Source organism: Acidobacteriota bacterium (assembly GCA_018268895.1).
GTDB lineage: Bacteria > Acidobacteriota > Terriglobia > Terriglobales > Acidobacteriaceae > Edaphobacter.
In genome coordinates, this window is record JAFDVP010000014.1 from 139,708 (window position 1) to 159,574 (window position 19,867).

At 53.8% G+C, this 19,867-nt stretch carries 13 protein-coding genes; 6 read left to right on the forward strand and 7 right to left on the reverse strand.

What is annotated here, in order from left to right; genetic code table 11:
• Positions 1-29 precede the first annotated feature (29 nt).
• Positions 30-1,607 carry a Gfo/Idh/MocA family oxidoreductase gene (locus JSS95_17770; GenBank protein MBS1801663.1) on the reverse strand — a complete coding sequence of 526 codons (1,578 nt, stop codon included), beginning with the start codon at positions 1,605-1,607 and terminating at the stop codon, positions 30-32.
• A gap of 11 nt (positions 1,608-1,618) precedes the next feature.
• On the reverse strand, positions 1,619-2,770 hold the full coding sequence (locus tag JSS95_17775; GenBank protein ID MBS1801664.1) for a DegT/DnrJ/EryC1/StrS family aminotransferase: 1,152 nt from the start codon (positions 2,768-2,770) through the stop codon (positions 1,619-1,621).
• A gap of 975 nt (positions 2,771-3,745) precedes the next feature.
• Here JSS95_17775 and JSS95_17780 point away from each other — a divergent pair.
• From JSS95_17780 to JSS95_17790, 3 genes are all read left to right on the forward strand, one after another.
• Positions 3,746-4,522 carry a Crp/Fnr family transcriptional regulator gene (locus JSS95_17780; protein MBS1801665.1) on the forward strand — a complete coding sequence of 259 codons (777 nt, stop codon included), beginning with the start codon at positions 3,746-3,748 and terminating at the stop codon, positions 4,520-4,522.
• Positions 4,523-5,390: 868 nt separating this feature from the next.
• Positions 5,391-5,912, forward strand: coding sequence for a UpxY family transcription antiterminator (locus JSS95_17785; GenBank protein ID MBS1801666.1), 522 nt, complete (start codon positions 5,391-5,393; stop codon positions 5,910-5,912).
• 131 nt (positions 5,913-6,043) lie between these two features.
• On the forward strand, positions 6,044-7,426 hold the full coding sequence (locus JSS95_17790; GenBank protein ID MBS1801667.1) for a nucleotide sugar dehydrogenase: 1,383 nt from the start codon (positions 6,044-6,046) through the stop codon (positions 7,424-7,426).
• Positions 7,427-7,696: 270 nt separating this feature from the next.
• On the opposite strand, the gene JSS95_17795 is transcribed toward JSS95_17790, so the two are convergent.
• The 4 genes from JSS95_17795 to JSS95_17810 form a co-directional block, all read right to left on the reverse strand.
• On the reverse strand, positions 7,697-9,898 hold the full coding sequence (locus JSS95_17795) for an alpha-galactosidase (protein MBS1801668.1): 2,202 nt from the start codon (positions 9,896-9,898) through the stop codon (positions 7,697-7,699).
• Positions 9,899-9,992: 94 nt separating this feature from the next.
• Complete coding sequence (locus JSS95_17800) at positions 9,993-11,309, reverse strand: cytosine permease (GenBank protein ID MBS1801669.1); 1,317 nt, start codon at positions 11,307-11,309, stop codon at positions 9,993-9,995.
• A gap of 310 nt (positions 11,310-11,619) precedes the next feature.
• Entirely contained in the window at positions 11,620-12,363 is a 744-nt protein-coding gene (locus JSS95_17805) for an amidohydrolase family protein (GenBank protein MBS1801670.1), read from the reverse strand.
• A 47-nt stretch (positions 12,364-12,410) separates the two neighbouring features.
• Positions 12,411-13,310, reverse strand: a complete 900-nt coding sequence (locus tag JSS95_17810) for a cupin domain-containing protein (protein MBS1801671.1) — start codon at positions 13,308-13,310, stop codon at positions 12,411-12,413.
• A 219-nt stretch (positions 13,311-13,529) separates the two neighbouring features.
• Here JSS95_17810 and JSS95_17815 point away from each other — a divergent pair, with 219 nt between their 5' ends.
• Positions 13,530-14,273, forward strand: a complete 744-nt coding sequence (locus tag JSS95_17815) for an SDR family oxidoreductase (GenBank protein ID MBS1801672.1) — start codon at positions 13,530-13,532, stop codon at positions 14,271-14,273.
• A 24-nt stretch (positions 14,274-14,297) separates the two neighbouring features.
• Here JSS95_17815 and JSS95_17820 read toward each other — a convergent pair whose 3' ends face one another.
• Entirely contained in the window at positions 14,298-15,176 is an 879-nt protein-coding gene (locus tag JSS95_17820; protein ID MBS1801673.1) for an IclR family transcriptional regulator, read from the reverse strand.
• Positions 15,177-15,415: 239 nt separating this feature from the next.
• Between JSS95_17820 and JSS95_17825 the strand changes: the two genes are divergently transcribed.
• Both JSS95_17825 and JSS95_17830 read left to right on the forward strand, forming a co-directional pair.
• Positions 15,416-18,733, forward strand: coding sequence for a carboxypeptidase regulatory-like domain-containing protein (locus JSS95_17825; protein MBS1801674.1), 3,318 nt, complete (start codon positions 15,416-15,418; stop codon positions 18,731-18,733).
• A gap of 117 nt (positions 18,734-18,850) precedes the next feature.
• Positions 18,851-19,849, forward strand: a complete 999-nt coding sequence (locus tag JSS95_17830) for an MBL fold metallo-hydrolase (protein ID MBS1801675.1) — start codon at positions 18,851-18,853, stop codon at positions 19,847-19,849.
• Positions 19,850-19,867 lie beyond the last annotated feature (18 nt).

Genomic DNA, 19,867 nt, shown 5'->3' on the forward strand with positions numbered 1-19,867 from the left:
CATCCCTGCCGCCACAACCTAGCAATGTTCTATGCTGCAATGGTTGAAGTATGTACGCGTTCGTGGACATAGCCGTTCTCAAAGAGATAACTGCGGCCACAACTTCCGCATGCCGTGTTGCTTGCTTCACGCAGGTGTTCTCCGCACACGCACATCCAACCAGCTTGCACCGCGGGAACCCCCATCACAAGCGCGTAGTCTGGAACATCGCTGGTAACTACGGCGCCGGCGGCCACAAAGCAATACTGGCCTAATACCACGCCACAAACTATCGTTGCATTCGCCCCAATGGATGCGCCTCGTCGCACCAGGGTTCGCTTGTATTCGTGCTTTCGTTCGACGTGACTGCGAGGGTTGATCACGTTCGTGAAGACCATGGATGGACCGCAAAATACATCGTCTTCAAGCTCTACTCCGGTAAAAACCGAGACATTATTCTGAATCTTTACGCGGTCGCCGATCATGACCCCAGGACTGATAACCACGTTCTGACCGAGATTGCAGTAGCATCCAATCCGCGAGCCGGACATTACATGGCTGAAATGCCATATCTTGGTGCCAAGCCCAATTTCGCTGCCGGGGTCGATGACTGCCGTTGGATCGGCGAAATACTTCGTCGCCGTTTCGTGAATCTCAACGGATATCGCCTGTCCGTGCAACGACCGCTCGCAAGCATCCAGCACCTCCAGCACTTGCACACCATTTCTGCCATCGGTACGCGGAGTTCTGCGGGTGACGATGCTTTCAATGAAGTGCTCACATTCTTTTCTGAGAGGCTCCTCCGAGGGAAGAGACACTATCTCGCCTTCTCCTTTAAGTGCTATGGGCATCCGGTCGCGCCAATCTATGCTGTGCGAGTAGATGACAAGCTTGTTCTCTCTTTCCACATCGTCGAATACAGCCATTTTCTGGGTGCCGACGATAACCAATCGCTGTTCCTTGAAAGGATGGAGCCAACTTACGAAGATATGTGCCTTAGCGCCACTGTGAAATTCGCAGGCCGTCAGGGTTGTGTCGTAAATTTGAGAATTTATGTAAGATCCGCCGGAGGCATTTACACTGGTTGGCATCTCGTTCAGAAGGTAGAGTATGGCCGAGATATCGTGCGGAGCAAAACTCCACAGGATGTTCTCCTCTGACCGCAGCTTTCCCCAGTTGAGACGTGACGAGTAAATGTACTGAATGCGCCCGAGCGCGCCCGAGCTGATTAGCTCCTTGAGCTTCAAAATTGCCGGGTGATATTGCAAGATGTGGCCGACCATAAGCATGCGTTGTCCCGCTTCCGCGATCTCGACGAGCTCCTGTCCCTCGCCAACCCGCATTGACAGCGGTTTCTCTACATACACATCCTTCCCTGCGAGCAGGCATTCCTTAGCCAGCCGATAGTGCTGTACAGCGGGCGCCGCGATCGCCACTCCCTGGATCTCCGAATCATTCAGGAGTACTTTCAGTGAGGAGCAAGTATCCGCGCCAAACTGATCATGCGCCTCTTGGAGGGCTTCGTTGCGCGAGTCGCAAACGCATTTCAGCACACCAAGTGCATGAAAATTTCTCACCAGGTTTCTTCCCCAGTATCCATTTCCAATTACCGCAATCTTCGGGAGCATCTCTTCTCCTTTTAATTCCAATGCTGGTAGAAACGCGCTATTGTCGCAACGATCCGGCGCTGCTGGTCGAGCGTCAATTCGGGGTAAATCGGGAGTGAAAGCACTTCGTGACACGCCAACTCGGCATTCGGAAAATCGCCGATGCGGTAGCCCAGGTATGCAAACGCCGGCTCGACATGAAGCGGGCTAGGATAATAGACCTCGGTCGCAATTCCCCAGATGCGAAGATATTCCTGCAATTCATCTCGGTGCGGAGCGCGAATCGAAAATTGGTTGTACACATGAAAACTGGTTTCCGGCGCAAACGGTAGCGCCACTCGTTCCGACAGATGATATTCCGCGAATAGTTCGTGGTACGTCTCAGCGTTTCGTCGGCGGCTCGCTGTCCAACTGTTCAGATAGTGGAGTTTTACTCTCAGGATTGCCGCCTGCATGGCGTCGATTCGGCTGTTGATCCCCAACAACTCATATCGGTATTTGTCAGGGGCCCCGTGGACCCGTAGTATGCGCAGACGCTGTGCAAGGTGAGGATCATTCGTGGTGATCATGCCACCGTCGCCCGCCCCGCCCAGATTTTTAGAAGGGAAAAAACTAAAGCAGCCGCAAGTCCCTAGACTTCCGATGTCTTTCTCCTTCCAGCGTGAGCCGATTGCCTGTGCTGCATCTTCAATCACGACAAGATGGTATCTGCGAGCGATCTCCAGAACGCCATCCATCATGGCTGGCAAACCAAACAGATGTACCGGCATAATAGCGCGGCTGCGCCGTGTAATCGCTGCCTCGAGTTGCCGCTCATCAAGGTTGAATGTGTCCGGATGGATGTCCACAAACACTGGACGAGCCTTCAACCGCGCAATGGAACCCGCTGTCGCGCCAAAGGTAAATGGTGAGGTAATAATCTCATCATCCGGTTCAATGCCAATCGCCATTTGGGCCAGCAGAAGCGCATCGGATCCAGACGCGCACCCGATCGCAAACTCTACCCCTGCATACTCGGCTACTTCGTGTTCCAAAGCATCGACTTCAGGGCCAAGAATAAAATGTTGAGATTCAAGAACCCGAGTAACTGCCTCTAGAAGCTCATCGCGGATCTTTCCGAACTGTGCCTTGAGATCCAGAAATGGAATGCTTGCGGCCGAATGTTCAGCAAGGGCTGGCGGCACTGGCGGCGCCGGTCGAACTAACGCACTATGGGGCACACAGATTTCTCCTTCAAATAGCAGCAAGCTGCCTGTAAAGTGAATGCGCGTTCTCGCAGAAGATCGCTTGGACAGCGATCGTTAGGATATGCTTCGCGGATCACTCCAGCAGTGGTGTGAATGGAAACGGAATGAGTGGCCGGGGATCGCTAGCTACGAGATTAGCCGATGACCTACCAGACTACCGGGCGAGCATAGGATCATGACAATTTGTCGCGAGACAAGGCTTCGCCAGCCTTAGCGCATGTGGAATACTCTAATAAAGTCAACAGGATCAATCGCTTACTGGGCTATGCTAGTCACATGCAGACCTTGACTAATATGGCCTCAGATTCCACAAAAGAAGGTTTGAAGGAGCCTATTTCCAGAGCGAACAATTCAGGGTCGCGTGCTCGCCGGAGCCGCAGTATCTCTCGAACCTGGCAAGGCAGAGCGCTAAGTTCAACAAAATGATTCATAACGTCCCTTTACATAACGTTCGGAACAAAAGTCAAATTAGCCAGTCCGTTAAAAGAAGTCGGTACGACAGCACACATAGATGACAATTTAATTACGTGGTCTTGTTACAAGGTCTCAGTCCCTACGTAATTTCATGTGGATTGTAATCCAGTATCCGAATTGAAATTACAAGGTGTAACTATCATCTATGCCAAGAGATATGCCGCTTGGAGAGCGACATCGAAAGGTATTGATGTTACTTCAATAATCGGATGTCTGGACTTTTAGGCATCGTGCTGTGTTACTGAATCCGAGACGCTTCATGCCGTAGAACAGGCAATGGTCGCCGGTCGATAATTTCTCCTAGCATACGGTTGGCTATTTGGATTAGAGTGTCGGTTTCGGTATTGGATTAATCACTAGACTGTTCCTCACAGCCATTACTGCGATTGGAGCTAGCACGAAAACACTACTAAGCCGAGCTTGGCGTTGGAGTCATCGATGCTCAAAGCCTTGGGGACACAAGAGTATTCCGAAAACCGTCTTTTACGGTCTCTCTCTGCGGAAGAGCGCGTTCGCCTTTGTTCGAGTATAAAACGCGTCACTCTTGCCCTTGGACAGGTGGTATATGAATGCGGTGAACGAATAGATTATGTCTATTTTCCTACGACTTGTGTTGTGTCACTTCTCTACACGACACGCGACGGCGCGACGGCCGAAATTGCTCTCACGGGGAATGATGGAATTATCGGCGTCGCCTTGTTTCTCGGAGGCGGCAATATTCCACATCGGGCCGTGGCGCAGATTGGCGGACACGCTCTGAAAATGCCAGCCAGGGTACTGCAAGAGGAGTTCATGCGTGGCGGTCCACTCCAGCACATCCTGCTGCGCTACACGCAGGCGCTTATTACACAGATTTCACAAACGGCTGTCTGCAACCGTCTCCACCCGCTGGAACAGCGGCTATGCCGATGGCTGCTTTTGTGCCATGACCGATTGGACGGCTCCGAAATTCTGATGACGCAAGAGTTTATTGCCAACATGCTGGGCGGCAGGCGAGAGAGCGTAACCGTAGCGGCTGGACGCCTGCAAGACGCAGGCCTAATTCATTATTCCCGAGGACATATTAGAGTTCTTGATCGGGAGGGCTTGGAAACTATGGCTTGTGAATGCTACAAGATCGTCAGCGACGAGTTGAATCGATTGGTTGGTGCACCTCAACGAAACGAGATCAAGAAGAAGGCACTCTACAGAGAAGCCGATGGAGAAGCACTCTAAGCTGGTTAAAGTTGTCAGGCCGTGTTACGTAGACATTCTTGCTCACCTCCATCACGGTGCCTTGTGGGATCGTCGGAATACAAAAGATTACAATCGCAACGTCTTGTCTGAGCTCCGCTTGTCGGCGTATTCGATGGGCGACTGCAAGAAGTCGCTCGGGGCCGAGGCCTAAGCTCATCAGAATCAAGTCTGGAGATTGAGAGCGGCCCCTCGCGATCGCATCTTCTTCAGTCCTCGCCAGAGATACGCAGTAGCCGTTTCCTTGCAGCATCTTCTTGGTCAGGTACGCTGTCTCCTCGATGTCGTCCAACACCAAGATGATCTGACGTTGCTGCTGTTCTGGGACCATAATGATTTTAACCGGCACTGCAATGTGGTCACTGCATTTGACATGGGTTCTGCTCGGATATCTTGCTATATACCGATGCACCGGCCATCGCGTCTGTGCTCTGAACCACACAAATAGAAGTTGGTGGCGTCATGACGCGAAATACCCTTAGTTCGTAGATGGTTGTCATCGTGTGCATGGGGCTAGCGCCACAGCTAACTCTGCTCTGGAGAAAACTTTCTTGCATATGTGCGCCACCACACTGATGTATCTGTGCGAAATCATTAACTTTGTGTATCCCAGTTCGCTGAGAAGTAATCTGGCGGGTTCGACAACTAACACCCTGGCGAGCGTGCTCTTTCGGTATTTCGAGGCTGGCGGGTAAGTTTCTGGGCTAAATGAGTAAGATGCTGTTACGCATAAGTAAACTGCGACTGTTTACGAAAGCGCTAACTTCAGATCATATTATTTCTACATCCGCATGGAAGATGTGCGGACGACCGTCGATCGAGTGCCTATTCCGGCTAGAAAGGAGAGGCCATGGAAACAATAGACATCGGAAGAAATATTGATGGGCCACGCTGGTATGCAGCCTATACGTTGCCGAGGCACGAAAAAGCTGTCGCAGGTCGGCTTACCCAGCAAAAAGTAGAGTCGTACCTGCCTCTCTACTCTGCCGTGCGCAGTTGGAATCATCGCAGAATCGAAGTCGAGCTTCCTCTATTTCCCGGATATGTATTCGTCAAGATGCGTCTCGCAGATAGGGCTCGCGTACTCTCACGCCCCGGAATCATCCGTCTCGTGAGCTTTAATGGCAACCCTGCCGTGCTACCCGACGAGGAAATGAAAAGGCTACAGTTATCGTTGGTGCTTTGGAAGGCAAAGCCCTATCCATTCTTAATTGCCGGTAAGCAAGTACGGATCAAGTCTGGACCTTTTGCGGGGTTGGAGGGCCGAATCCTTCGCCGGAAGGGCGCCATGCGACTGCTTATCACTTTGGATCTTATCCAAAGTGCAATGCTCCTTGAGCTGGATGCTGCCGAAGCGCAGTTAGCCGGCTGATCCAGCGTTCTGCCGTTCGACGAACAAGGCGGATGGATCTTGCGTTTCCTAGAAACCGGATGCAATATCACTCCTACGAATTTGGGCCCTTCAACTCACCACACATCTAACGTGAAGAATAAGGACACAATATGCAAACTGCTATATCAACACGTCCATCCCTTCCACGAAGTGCAACGCTCTTGAAAGAAGAGGCTGTCGCCCGGTTCAGGTCGAAAACGGCAAACATAGGCGTGATTGGATTGGGATATGTTGGCCTTCCTCTATCACTATTGTTTAGTGAAGAAGGATTTCGGGTGACGGGGTTTGACATCGATAGCTCCAAGATCGACATGCTTACTTCTTCACGGTCCTACATCTGTCGCATTCCCGAAACTGAGATAGCTCTTGCCAGAGATCAAGGATTTCAAGCAACTACAGATTTCAGGCGCATCTCTGAGATGGATGCCATCGTGATCTGTGTGCCGACGCCTTTAACTGAATATCACGAACCTGATCTTAGCTTCGTAACCGAGACCGCGAAATCGATAGCGCCGCACCTGAAAGCCGGTCAACTCGTCGTGCTCGAGAGCACGACGTACCCTGGGACGACGGATCAGGTGGTGCTGCCATTGCTGGAGAATGGAAATCCACTGAAGCTATCGGTTTCGCATAACAATTCTCAAGCCGAAAGCGTTTTCTTCCTGGCGTTTTCTCCAGAGCGCGAAGACCCGGGAAATAACACCATCGCACGCAGCGATATTCCAAAGATAGTCGGGGGTGTCGATGGTTATGCCAGCGAAATTGCAACAGCGCTTTATTCATCGATTTTCCGCCGGGCGATATCGGTATCAAGCCCGACTGTCGCAGAGATGACAAAACTGCTCGAGAATATCTACCGTTGCGTAAACATTGCGCTGGTTAATGAATTGAAACTACTCTGCCTGCGAATGGATATTGACATTTGGGAGGTCATTGCAGCCGCGGCAACTAAACCATTCGGATTCAAGCCCTTCTATCCTGGGCCAGGTCTGGGTGGACACTGCATTCCCGTGGATCCTTTCTATCTTTCATGGAAAGCCAGGGAATTTGATTTCGCTACGCGCTTTATCGAACTCGCTGGCGAAATCAACATGGCCATGCCTTACCACATCGTCGAATTCATAGCGGAGGCCCTGAACGCTCGAAGAAAGGCGCTAAGGGGTTCAAAGATCCTAATACTGGGAGTTTCCTATAAGAAGGATATCGATGACCTCCGGGAATCGCCGGCGATCACGATCATCGAGGCCCTGCGGAAGCAAGGCGCGTTGGTCTATTACAACGATCCCTATTTTCCAAAGATAGGAAAGGGGCGCAAGTACAATCTCCAAATGCAATGCGTGCCGCTGGAGGCTCTCGGCCAATACGACTGCGTTGTTATCGTCACGGATCATTCCGATTACGACTACCAGCAGATCGTCGAGGAAGCCCAACTAATCGTCGACACACGCAACGCAACGGTTGGGATCTGTTCACCACGAATAGTTAGGTGCTAGCTGCCCAGGTTTAGATACTCTGCGCCCGGCATCCAGGCAAACATACGATCTATGCCTGAAAGGGCGAAGTACGGCGGCACTCATGTGAGCGAAGCAGAAGAGGTCAATCATCCGCGCGATGAGAACGCGCGGATGAAGAAGCTAGTCGCGGATCTGAGTCTGTGACCTGCCCCCCCCCGTATCCGCACATCAGCAAGTATGATTTCGGGTTCAGGAGAGGAGGTCAGCAGATCAGTGGGTGGTGTCCAGTTCTTATTGAGTGTTTGGGGCTCATTTAGAAGTAAACACAAATGCAGCTGCTTGATAGTCACCGCTCAGGCTGATGTCAATTCCGTGGTGCATCCAAAAGCTACCGCTTGCCGTGGTGGGAGTGCCCGCGATTGTTGTACCGGAGATGGCTTTGATTGTGTATTCGGCATTTGGATCGAGACCCTGAAGAAAGAGGCGCGGGTAGGGGTAACGGAATTGGCTGGCATGGAGATAAGCAAAGAGCACAGCCTGCTTCTTATTGCGTGAGACATTCATGCTTGACGAGTACGGGCTTCCATTCGCTGGCGAGACAAGGCGGTAGAGGTTTCCATGCTGCACTGTTTCGCGAATCTTCTTGTACTCCGCAACCATTTTTTTGGCCAGGGCAAAGTCGTCCGGTGTCCACCGGTTGAGATTCGCTCCGACGCCGAGGCCCCCCTGCATGGAAGCGAGGAAACGGTAATCAAGCGACTCCGCGCGATGCTTGCCGTCAGACGGGACGTCCGTCACCCAGGCCATCATGACGCCCGGCGTGTACGCCTGGGTGAAGCCGTTCTGTATCGTCAGGCGATCGAACGCATCGGTGTTATCCGAGGTCCAGACTTCTTCGGTATAACGCAGGATGCCGAGATCAACCCTGCCTCCTCCTGAAGAGCACGACTCAATCTCAAGCTTTGGGTGCTTCGCGCGCAGGTCGTGAAGGATGGAATAGAGGTTGTCTACAAAGGCAACATAAACTTTTTTCTGGTCTTCGGTTGCGGCCTGGGGCCAGCCTGGCTCAGACCAGGGTCTGTTGTAGTCCCACTTCAGGAAGGCGATGTCGTTATTCGTAACAAGATCGTCGAGAACGTGAAAGATGTAAGCGCGCACTTCAGGCAAGGCAAGGTTGAGCACAAGCTGATTTCGTCCCTCGGTCTGCGGGCGCCCATTGAAGTGAAGGATCCAATCGGGATGGGCGCGATAGAGATCGCTGTCTTTATTCACCATCTCCGGTTCAACCCAGATGCCGAAGTCCATATTCAACGCGTGAACACGGTCGATCAGCGGCTTCAGCCCATGTGGAAACTTCTGCTTATTGACGTACCAATCGCCAAGCCCGGCATGGTCGTCTTTGCGTTGGCCGAACCATCCGTCATCCATGACGAAACGTTCTACTCCCAGGGACGCCGCCTTTTCTGCAAGCGCAATCTGTCCTGCCTCTGTGACATCGAAGGTCGTTGCTTCCCAGGAGTTATAAAGGACCGGACGCGCCTTTGGTGCTGGGTGTCCGGGAAGAATACTTCCGAGTTGAAAACGATGCAGCAGGCGCGAGGCTTCACCATAGCCGCCGCTCGTATGCCCAGCATAAAAGACGGGTGTCTCCAGCGATTCGCCGGGGGCGAGAACGTAACTGAAGTCGAACGGGTTGTAGCCGCCGGTGATGCGTACCTGCTGCATGCTGTCCTGCTCGACGACGATGCGCCAGGAACCCGACCAGCCAAGTTCGCCGAACCAGACGTCCCCGGACTCTTCGCTTGTGGAAGAAGCGTTGGAGATGGCGAACCATGGGTTCTCCTTGTGTGAGGTCGCCCCTGCACGACTCTCAAGAACAGTTGAGCCAGTTGTGATGGCGCGGGACTGAAGCTGCCACTCTCCTGACCAGCGGCCTGTGAGATAGCGGAGGTTATAGTCTGTGCCGCGAGGAAGATTCCACGTTGCCGCGGCCGCCTGTTCGACGGTCAGCTTTTGCGGCGTGCGGTTGGTGATGGTTGCAGAACGGGCGAGGATACCGCTGACTGCATCGATGCTGTAATGAAGCGTTACGAGGACGTCGCGGTCGATGTCCTTGACCACAATATCGACGCCTGATTCCGTTATGGTGTGTGAGACATAGTGCAGAACGAGGTCGCGGTTGCCATCGGGGAATGTGACCTTAAGAGCAGGCTCGTAATCAAGCCCCTGTCCCCACCCGCCGAACTCCTGTGGCGATTCGCTCTCGGTAGATTCATGAGCGGTGAGTTCATGGATGGCGCGCGCCGGTGCAAACTTGTCTGTCGCGGCCAGGGCTGAACCCCAGTACAGGGGTTGAAGTTCGCTGCGCTCATTGATGCCGAAAACATACGTTGTCGTGGGGCTGTCAATGCGGAATATCCTGGATGAAGCATCGAATGTTGCTGTTTGTGAGAGGGCCGTGATGGGCAGAAATGTAAGGAAGAGCGCTGCTCGAGCAAATGGTTGGAACATTCATTCTCCTGTCGTTAGAAAGAGTAGCAAATGCGAAAGCCGAAAAGACGGGGCTCTTCGGCTTTCGCACTTCACTTTTATGAAGGTGTAGTTGCTAGATGACTTGTGTGGCGTTGGCGTTCTTTCTGGTGACCGGTCGAAGCAGGAGATAAATAGCGAAAGCGACCGCGAAGGAGTAGAAGCTCGCGGGGTTATCCATCTTGACCCAGCTTGCGGGAATAATGGTGATCTTGTCGGCGACTCCGACCAGAAAGCCGATGAGCCACGCGATGCAACCGGCCCAGTTAATTCCTGCAACAGGGCCACTCCATTTTCTTCCCGCAAGCAGATAGTCAGCAGCCATGGCTCCACAGATTGGAGCGAACGATGCCCCGACGATTCCGAAGAAGCCAACCAGGTTATTGGCCACTCCAGTTACCGCCATTACGACGCTGATGGTCAGACCCACAAGCGTCGAGGTCTTTCTCGATACCTGCGGAATCATCGTTGCAAAGCTATTTGACGCAATAAAGGACGAGAAGCAGGTGGGAACAAACGAAGCGAGCGCGAACAGCAGGAACATGAGCGGCGCGAGCGCACCCACGCTGGCTACCGTTGCGGTGTAGTCAAAGCTGCCTGGGCCGCCTCCGCTCCCGAGGTATCCGGCTACAGAAAGCAAGGGAAGTCCACCGGCTATCACGGCTCCAAACACAATGCCGAAGATCCCCCCCAAGGCAATATCCTTGTCGCTGCGATTGCTCATCCCAAAGTCTGTGCCGGCCGCTCCTGCTGTCGCAAAGTATCCGATGACGACGGTGAGCATATTCACAAATGCGGTCATCGGTTGTGAATCTGAAGGCCGATAGTTCGATATACCCGCGCTGTTATGCAGGAATACGACGACAATCATAATCAGCGGAACCCAGTTCAGAATCTTCGCCACCCGAGCAACATGATGGATGCCCTTGATGGCGATCCATCCCAGGCCATAGATCCACACAATCGCGATTGCGATAAACAACCCGTGAGACGTCTGATGAATTCCTTTCATGATGAAATCTGCCGCGACGGAGCCAATGACAGCAACCCATCCGAGTTGCAGCAAACCCATTAGAAGTCCTGGGATAATATATCCGCCTGTTGTTCCGAACGTCGATGTGGCGACGACATAGAGCGGCAGTCCAGTTTTTCTGCCGAGCGAGGCGGGAGCATAGTAGAAGAGCACAAAACAAAGCAATGCCGCAACGATTAATCCTGCAATGCAAACTCCAATGCTGCCGAACCGTAGCGTCGTCCCGGCTATCTGAAGATAGAAGCCGACCCAGAGAAAGATTCCGGCATATGTGGGAAAGGTGCTCTTATACCAAGGGACACGATTGGCTTGAGCGACCGGCACAGCGCGCGTGACATAGTTTGGGAGGGCAGGCTTCATGCAGGACACCGTGCTATCTATATGGATTGGAATGCGTGGACTTTGTAGCCGGTACAACAAGCCTCAATCTGAGGCCAAAGCTGCTGGTGAAGTTCCGTCGCAACCCATCTCTGCTGAAGGTCGCGGTTCTCAAAGACGATGACCAGTAGGCAAACCCCATTGTCTTCGCAGGATTGTAGGAGGTCGACCGTCACAAATCCCGGCTGAGTCGAGATGGCATGAACAAAGGTTTCCTTGTAGATACTCTTGAGAGCGACCAGCAAATTTGGATTGACCGCCAGATTCACATGTACGTTGAACATTGTTGGAATCACCATTTCAGCTTGAAGACATCAATTGCGGTCAGACCCATGACCTTGTCGTAGATCTCGGGCTCAAGATCGAGCGCTTTATATTTGGCTACTTCAACGGGGACATTGCTGGGAAGATCGGCCCCCATCATGACGCGATCAGCACCGATCGTATTGATCATCCACCGGATGTCTTCGCCGATGCACCATGACGTTTCCAGAAACATATTGCCGCAGACGGAGGCTGCAACCTGTGCCTCGGCTGAGAACACAGCAAACCCCGCGTGTGCAAGAATGATGTTCAGTCCAGGGTATTTCTTTGCCGCCGGAATGCAGAGTGATGGCAGGGCGAAGGGAACGCCAGGGCCGGTGTGCACCATTGCGGGGACCCCGAACTCATGCGCCGCGGCGAAGACGCGATCTCCATCGTCAGAAAGAGGATTGACGGCGTGGCCGATGGTATGCAGCTTGACGCCGACGAAGTTAAGTTCCTTGACGCAGCGCTCCACCTCGCGCTCATAAACAACACCTTCGTTGTGCGGACTCAAACTTGCCAGCCCGAAGAAGCGCCCCGGATGCCTTGCACACAGATCCGCAATCTGGTCATGAGTCTTCTTGGCCTCTTTCGCTCCAGGATACGGCTGCACGATCGTAGCGTCGATCTTGCACTCGTCCATACGCCGAAGCATCTCTTCCTCTGTGCTCAATAAACCAAAGACGCAGCATTCGCCGAGGTGAGCGTGTGTATCAATTCTCTTTGTCATTCAAGACTCCATCAGGTTGTGGTTCGTTATTTGAACTTCGGCATCAACTACCGCGCGTTCGCGCCTAGTTCTGTATCGAGCGCATTCTTCTGCGTTGAAATCCCGACGATCATCAGTTCCAGGCCGCCAGTGCCGCTTCCAAGAAAGGAGTGCGGCTCGTTATAGCGGATCGGCACGGCGTCGCCTTTGTGAATGGCTGCTGTCTCGTCACCAACCCTTACGGTGCCTTCACCATTCAGAACGTAGTAGATCTCCTCAACACCACGGTGGAAATGCGTTCCTTCTGAAGCTCCGGCAGGGATAAGCAGATGGTCGACGTAGGCCCAGTTCGTGAGAAAAACATCAGGCGTCAATGCGCGCCTGTACTGAACGGTTCCCGTGCCGCCGCGATAGTTCGAAACAGGAGCCAGCAGTTTGCGGTCAAGGTGCATCGTCATGAAAGTGGGGATAGCATCCTTCGCCACTCCAACGCGTGCATCGTCAAGATTGAATGCGTCGTAGTGCCCCTTGATGGAGGCGACGTTGATGTTCATAAACTCAACAGGCTTGTCGGAGGGATTGTAGATTGCGTGAGAATGCCCCATGCGGACGGGCGCGCCCACCGTTCCGCTGAGCACAGAAGTCCGGCCGTCGATGGTGAACTCCGCCTGACCGTCGAAGACGATGAACATCTCTTCAGTCGAATTGTGGAAGTGGTGTCCGACGCCGCCGCCCGGCATGATCTGGCACCGGTGCATAAAGTTGAGATTAATGTCGAGAGCGGACGGCGGCACCAGCAGCTCGCAAGCCATGTCTCCCGCGCTGTTATGCGAGCGGCTCCGCTTGTACTTGCTCGGATCGGTATGACCTATCCGTTGTTCGAGACTGTTCTGGGCTTTCAAGGGAGCAGGTACGAGGATCGTTGAGACGACGAACGTGGCAAGAAGAAAGAACGGTGTATTTCGCATGGAGTTCCAAGTCCTCTGAAGCCGCATTGCAGAAAGATTGAGCGGCCTGATTTGGCAGTTCGATTTGGCGGGCTAAGCATAAAGTTCGGATGTTTGACTGTCAATGAATAAAATGAAATATAAAGAAAAATATGAAATATGATTCAAAATCATTCGATTCGCAGCTATTCTGGCTGCTGCGAGGCGAATACGGGTTCTAGGCGATAAGGAGATAGATCAATGAAGGTTCAGCTCGATGGCCAGGTAGCGATCGTTACAGGGGCGGCAACAGGGATCGGCGAAGCGATTGCGCGCCGTCTTGCGCATGAGGGTGCAACTGTCGTGATTGCCGACAGAAATCTGTCCGGAGCGGAGCGAGTAGCTGCGGCGATTGGCGACGGCGCGTTTGCGGCAGAGGTGGATGTGTCCGATGTAGCTTCGATTCAGAGCGCAGTCGCGTCTGTCGTTGCTCGCACAGGAAGGATCGACATCCTCGTCAACAATGCAGGAATTTCAGGGCCTGCGGCACCTGTATGGGAACAGACATACGAGGACTGGCAGCGGAACATCGCCATCAACCTGACAGGAGTCTTTGCTTTTTGCCGCACGGTGGTGCCTCATATGCGGGCGCAAAAGTATGGCCGGATCGTCAACATTGCTTCCATTGCCGGAAAAGAGGGGAACCCGAACATGACACCCTATTCGGCAACGAAGGGAGGAGTGATCGCGCTGACAAAGTCGCTGGGAAAAGAGCTGGCAACGGAGGGAATCTGCGTCAATGCAGTCTCCCCTGCAGTTGTAAAGACGGAGATTCTGGAACAGCTGACTCCGGAACAGGTCGCGTACATGACAGAGAAAATCCCGATGAAACGCACCGGACGTCCCGAGGAGGTAGCTGCTGTCGTCTATTTCCTCTCGAGCCCTGAATGCTCTTTTGTCACTGGCCAGTGCTACGACGTAAGTGGAGGCCGAGCAACATATTGAAGCATTCAAGCGGATCGCATGATGTCAAACGTTCTGGAGGCCGGCAGACAGTTCCGCCGAAGCCTCTCGCAAGAGCGTTATGATCTGCTCTTCGTGCTCGCGGTCGCGCAGGCGGGTCTTCGGCATCGACATGCTGATCGCGGCAGAGACGTTCCCGTTGTTGCCGAAAACAGGAACACAAAAACAAATTCCGTCATAGGCGCACTCTTCACGGTCGACGGCGAATTTGTTGAGCTGTATCTGTTCGTACTCCTGGTTCAGGTCTTTCTGGTCGGTGATCGTGTGCTTGGTGAAGCTGTATGTTCCGAAGCTGCGAAGCAGCTTTTCGCGTATAGCGGGCGGCTGAAATGCAGTAATGGCCTTTCCCAGAGAACTGGCATTGGGGGGAAGAATGTGCCCGATGACATTGCTCATGCGGATGACATGCGTGCTCTCGATGACATCGACGACCTCGATGCGATTGTCGAAGAGCGCCGCGAGGCTGACCGTTTCGCCAAGCTCGCTGCTAAGCGCCCGCAGGTGAGGATTTGCCGTGCGCAACAGCTTGCTGAGCCACTGTGTCGGTGTCACTGCATGGATCCCAGAGGCGAGTTTGTACTGACCGCGGCCGTCCATGGTGACTGATCCGAGGGCCTGAAGCGTCTTCAGCAGCCTGAACGCCGAGGTCTTCGAGAGCTGAATCCGCTGTGAGACCTCATTGATCGTCATCGGGCCGGACTCACCTTGCAGCAGCTCCAGTACCTCCAGGGCTTTACCTACAGCACGTGAAAAATACTGATCGCGGCCGCCGGCATTCTTATCGCCGCCGGTCTTGGACTTCGCTGGCCGCCCAGGCTTTCCGGTTCTGACGCGGGAGTCTTTCGGTGCTTCAGTTTTTAGCGAGGAGGTTCTGCGTTTTGCCATAAATGATCGATATTCCCCAACGTTCGCGTGACTACAGTCTTATTCATGATACTCGGCCATCTGCCTGCCCTGATGTCGAAGAATATTCATATTTTTGAAATAAATAAATAAAAATGAAATTAAATTCAAAAATATATTGCGTTACGTCATTTTACGGTGATATAGGTTTTGACCGACGAAATTGTCGGGGGTGATGAGTGTTCAATCGAACGGTAACAAGAGTTGTGAGATGGTCGACGCTGTTCCTGTGCATTGCAGTAATACAAGACGTTCCGCGGGCAGCGGCCCAGGTCGCCTCCGCTGAATTGAGCGGAACTGTTCTTGACGGATCGGGAGCTGTTGTTCCCGACGCCAAGGTGACGGTAAGAAATGTCGACACCAACATCACCCGCACTGCATCTACGGGGAAGAGCGGCGACTATGTCATTACGGCCCTCGCAGCCGGAAACTACAGCGTCAGCGCCGATGCTGCGGGCTTCAGAACGCTGGTACAGAGCGGTGTCGTCCTCCAAGTCAATCAACAGGCGAAGCTCGATTTGACGCTTCAGGTGGGGCAGGCCTCGGAGACGGTTGAGGTTACCGGTACGGCTCCCTTGCTGGAGTCTGAATCCTCCTCTCTTGGCACGGTCGTCAACAGCAAGCTGGTCAACCAGCTTCCGCTCAACGGCCGCAATTTTGTTCAGTTGGCGACGTTGACTCCGGGCGTCAATGGTCTTGGATACTCAGCATCCGGAACGATCATGGGTGGCTCGCGTCCAGATGACCGGCGCCCCGGGTCGAACATCTTCTCCAATGGCAATCGCGAAGGAAGCAATAACTTTCTCTACGACGGCATCGACGACAATGAGCGTCTGACGCTATCGATCACGCTGCGGCCGGCGGTTGAGGCTGTGCAGGAGTTCAAGATTCAGACCAACCTTTACAGCGCCGATGTCGGACGCAACTCCGGCGCCGTAGTCGACGTCATTACCAAGTCCGGAACCAACAATCTGCATGGGAGCCTGTTCGAGTTCATTCGCAACTCGGCGGTCGACGCGCGCTCATACTTCAACAAGGCGGGAACGGCTTATCCGTCCTTCCGTCTCAATCAGTTCGGCGGATCGCTGGGCGGGCCGGTGGTGATTCCAAAGGTCTATAACGGCAGGAACCGCACGTTCTTCTTCATGGACTACGAAGGGTATCGCAACAGCAGCCAGATCTTCATTCTTGGCAACGTTCCTACCCTCAAGATGCGCCAGGGAGACTTCAGCGAGGCTGCGACGATCTACGATCCGTTGACCACACGTCCCGGGCCGTCCGGGGGAACGACGTTGCAGCGTACGCCGTTCCTCAACAACCAGATTCCTTCCAGCCGCTGGGACCCCGTCTCCTACAAGATGATCAATGCATATCCGCTACCGACAGGTTCCGGCAGGTTCAACAACTACTCATCCAACCGCATTCAGACGCAGAGCTGGAATCAGGGCGACATTCGCATCGACGAGCAGCTCACGCAGAAGGATGCGATCTTTGGCCGCTATGCGATTCAGAACACCCAATCGGTTTCGCCGAGCACCTATCCCACGACGACGATACCCGGCATATCTCAACCGGTGAATCTCAGTGATGAAGGGTCGTTTGCAGGAACTTCCTCGCAGCCCGTCCAACATTTTGTCGCAAGCTATACGCGGACAATTACTCCAACTATTCTTAATGATTTCCGCATAGGGTTTAATCGTTACCGTCTGGACTATGTCCCTGTCGATTTCAAAACAAACGGCGCTCTCGGCAACCAGCTTGGTGTGGCAAACTCCAACGTCACGCCGCGCGAGCAAAATCTGCCGATCTTTTCGCCGTCCAGCTATCTCGGCATCGGCCAGACGCGTTCACTGCCTATCTATCGTCGTGAAAATACCTTCCAGGAGCTGGACAACCTCACGATGACACGCGGCCTGCATACCTTCAAGATGGGAATTGACTTCCGTCGCAGGCAGTTGACCATCTATCAGACCAACCTGGGTAACGGGCGCTTTAATTTCTCTCCTGCACTCACAGACTCGCGCAGTCCCGCCGGTACTGGTGGAGACAGCATGGCGAGCTTCCTGCTTGGATATCCGACACTGGCAGGACACGACTACAACTTCGTCTTCCCCGGCATTCGCCTGAACGAGCTTGGAACCTACTTCGCCGACGACTGGCGCCTCAATCGCAAACTGACTATCAACTATGGCATTCGTTGGGACTACTTCAGCCCGCCGGATGAATCGCAGAACCGGTGGTCGAACTTCAACGCCTCGACCGGAAAGATGGATATCGCCGGGCGCAACGGAGTCGACATCAACGCGGGTGTACAGCGTCACTGGCCCAACTTCGGTCCGCGACTCGGGTTCGCCTTTCAGGCCGCGCCACACACAGTTCTTCGTGGCGGGTTCGGCATCTTCTATAACGCCGCAGGCAGCGAAGCGGGAACCATGCGTCTAGCGCGCAACATCCCCTTCGGCCTGACCAGCCAGATTACGCCCGGCGACATCAACCCCGGCCCGATCGTAAGCAATGGTTTTGCTCCGCTGCCTCCTGTTGATCTCACGCTTGCCGATAACCCAAGTGGAGTCGTCTACCAGGTCGATCGCAAGTTCCGTCCCTCGTATGCGGAGCAGTTCAATCTCGTTCTGGAGCAGGAGGTTGCTCCCTTGCAGATGTTGATCAAAGTGGCAGGCGTTGGCAACCTTGGGCGTCATCTTTACAACACCTACAATAACAATCAGCCCATCCCTGGCGCGGCGCCGCTCGCCACCCGGCGGCCGCTTTACGCCATCAATCCAAACCTGAGCGATGTGAACTACTTCCTCTCCAACGGCGTCAGTTCTTACACGGCGCTCCAGGTTACGGCCGACAAGCGCTTTAGCCACGGCGTCAGCATATTACTTGGATATGCCTGGTCGCACGCGCTCGACAACGTGCCGCTGGAGTTCGGCGGTGGTGCACTTGGCCCGTCTCCGCAGGACCCGCGCAACCTGAGCGCTGAGTACAGTAACTCGGCAATAGACATGCGTCATCGCCTTACGCTCAGCTATCTATGGGCGCTGCCGTTCGGAAGAGGCAAGGCGTTCCTTAATTATGGTGGCTTCGCCAATCAGATCGTTGGCGGATGGCAGCTCAACGGCATCCTTACAACGCAGAGCGGACTATGGTTCTCTCCTGTACTCCAAACCTCGACCACGAACGGCACATCGAGCCGACCTGACAGGGTGGGACCAGTTTCCTATCCAAAGACGCTCGCGCGTTGGTTCGACCCATCGCCATCGACGTTCGCAACCCCCAAGCCGTATACCTACGGCAACGCTGGTCGCGACTCATTGCTTGGGCCGGGAAGGACCAACTGGGACTCGTCGCTCTTCAAGGAGTTTCCGGTCCGCGAGCAGATGCTCTTCCAGCTCCGGTTTGAGGCCTACAATGCGCTCAACCATCCGCAATTTGGCTATCCCAATGCGAGCATCGGCAACGCACAGGCAGGACAGATCACAAGCATCGTAGGCAATCCGCGGAACCTTCAGGCGTCTCTACGGTTCCAGTTCTAAGAGCGTTGAAGACAATTGGCCATGAACAAGGAGAATGAGGTGCAAATGGTAACTCGGAAAAGCTGGCAGGTACGTTACAGAATGCGCCTCATCTCGAGCCTTCTCTTTGCAGTCGTCATGTATATTGCAACTCCCAAAGTCTTGGCTGCTGGCGGTACGCTCGATGTGTACTTTATCGACGTGGAGGGTGGTCAGGCGACTTTGTTCGTCACACCTGCCAAGCAGTCGTTGCTGATCGATGCCGGCTGGCCCGACAATACGGGGCGCGATGCCGATCGTATTGTTACGGCAGCAAAGCTCGCTGGCCTCAAGAAGATCGACTTCGTTCTATTGACCCACTATCACGACGACCATAGCGGAGGTGTGCCGCAACTGGTCGAGCGTATTCCCGTCGGCACCTTTATCGACCACGGCCCTAACACCGAGATCCGTCCAAACGGCAAGAGCCAGCAGATAGAAGCGGCGTACAAAAGCGTTCTTGCGACAGGGAAGTACAAGCATATCGTTCCGCGTCCCGGCGATGTACTGCCGATTCCCGGTATGAAGGTGACGGTCATCAGCAGCGATGGAAATGTCATCGATCATCCTCTGCCCGGCGCTGGGCAGGCCAACGAGTATTGCAGCATCAAGGAAGACAAGCCAATGGATCGCAGCGAGAATCCTCACTCGCTCGGCGTGCTCATTACGTTTGGCAAGACGAAGATTCTGGACCTGGGCGATCTGACCTGGGACAAGGAGCACGACTTCATGTGCCCCAACAATCGTCTCGGCAAGGTCGATGTTCTTGTTGTCTCGCATCATGGATTCAGGCCAAGTTCCAGTCATGCGCTCGTCGATGCAATTCATTCGAGGGTGGCGATCATGGACAACGCACAAACCAAGGGAGGCGACGTGCAGGTGCTTGACGTTGTGAGAAAAGCCCCTGGGCTTGAGGCGTTCTTTCAACTTCATTACTCTGAGGCTGGTGGTGCGGAGCACAACACTCCGCTCGACTACATTGCAAATCCTCAGGGGCCGGACCAGGGAAACTACTTTCTCTTGAAGGTCTCGCCGAAGGGTAGCCTGAGCATCTTCAACTCCGGAACCGGGACGACGAAGAGTTATGCGATGCAATGATGTAGCGCTTTGCAGCAA

Coding starts and splice junctions, on each gene's coding strand:
- JSS95_17770 (MBS1801663.1), bottom strand. CDS start 1,607: ATGCTCCCGAAGATTGCGGTAATTGGAAATGGATACTGGGGAAGAAAC.
- JSS95_17780 (MBS1801665.1), top strand. CDS start 3,746: ATGCTCAAAGCCTTGGGGACACAAGAGTATTCCGAAAACCGTCTTTTA.
- JSS95_17785 (MBS1801666.1), top strand. CDS start 5,391: ATGGAAACAATAGACATCGGAAGAAATATTGATGGGCCACGCTGGTAT.
- JSS95_17790 (MBS1801667.1), top strand. CDS start 6,044: ATGCAAACTGCTATATCAACACGTCCATCCCTTCCACGAAGTGCAACG.
- JSS95_17795 (MBS1801668.1), bottom strand. CDS start 9,898: ATGTTCCAACCATTTGCTCGAGCAGCGCTCTTCCTTACATTTCTGCCC.
- JSS95_17800 (MBS1801669.1), bottom strand. CDS start 11,309: ATGAAGCCTGCCCTCCCAAACTATGTCACGCGCGCTGTGCCGGTCGCT.
- JSS95_17805 (MBS1801670.1), bottom strand. CDS start 12,363: ATGACAAAGAGAATTGATACACACGCTCACCTCGGCGAATGCTGCGTC.
- JSS95_17810 (MBS1801671.1), bottom strand. CDS start 13,310: ATGCGAAATACACCGTTCTTTCTTCTTGCCACGTTCGTCGTCTCAACG.
- JSS95_17815 (MBS1801672.1), top strand. CDS start 13,530: ATGAAGGTTCAGCTCGATGGCCAGGTAGCGATCGTTACAGGGGCGGCA.
- JSS95_17820 (MBS1801673.1), bottom strand. CDS start 15,176: ATGGCAAAACGCAGAACCTCCTCGCTAAAAACTGAAGCACCGAAAGAC.
- JSS95_17830 (MBS1801675.1), top strand. CDS start 18,851: ATGTATATTGCAACTCCCAAAGTCTTGGCTGCTGGCGGTACGCTCGAT.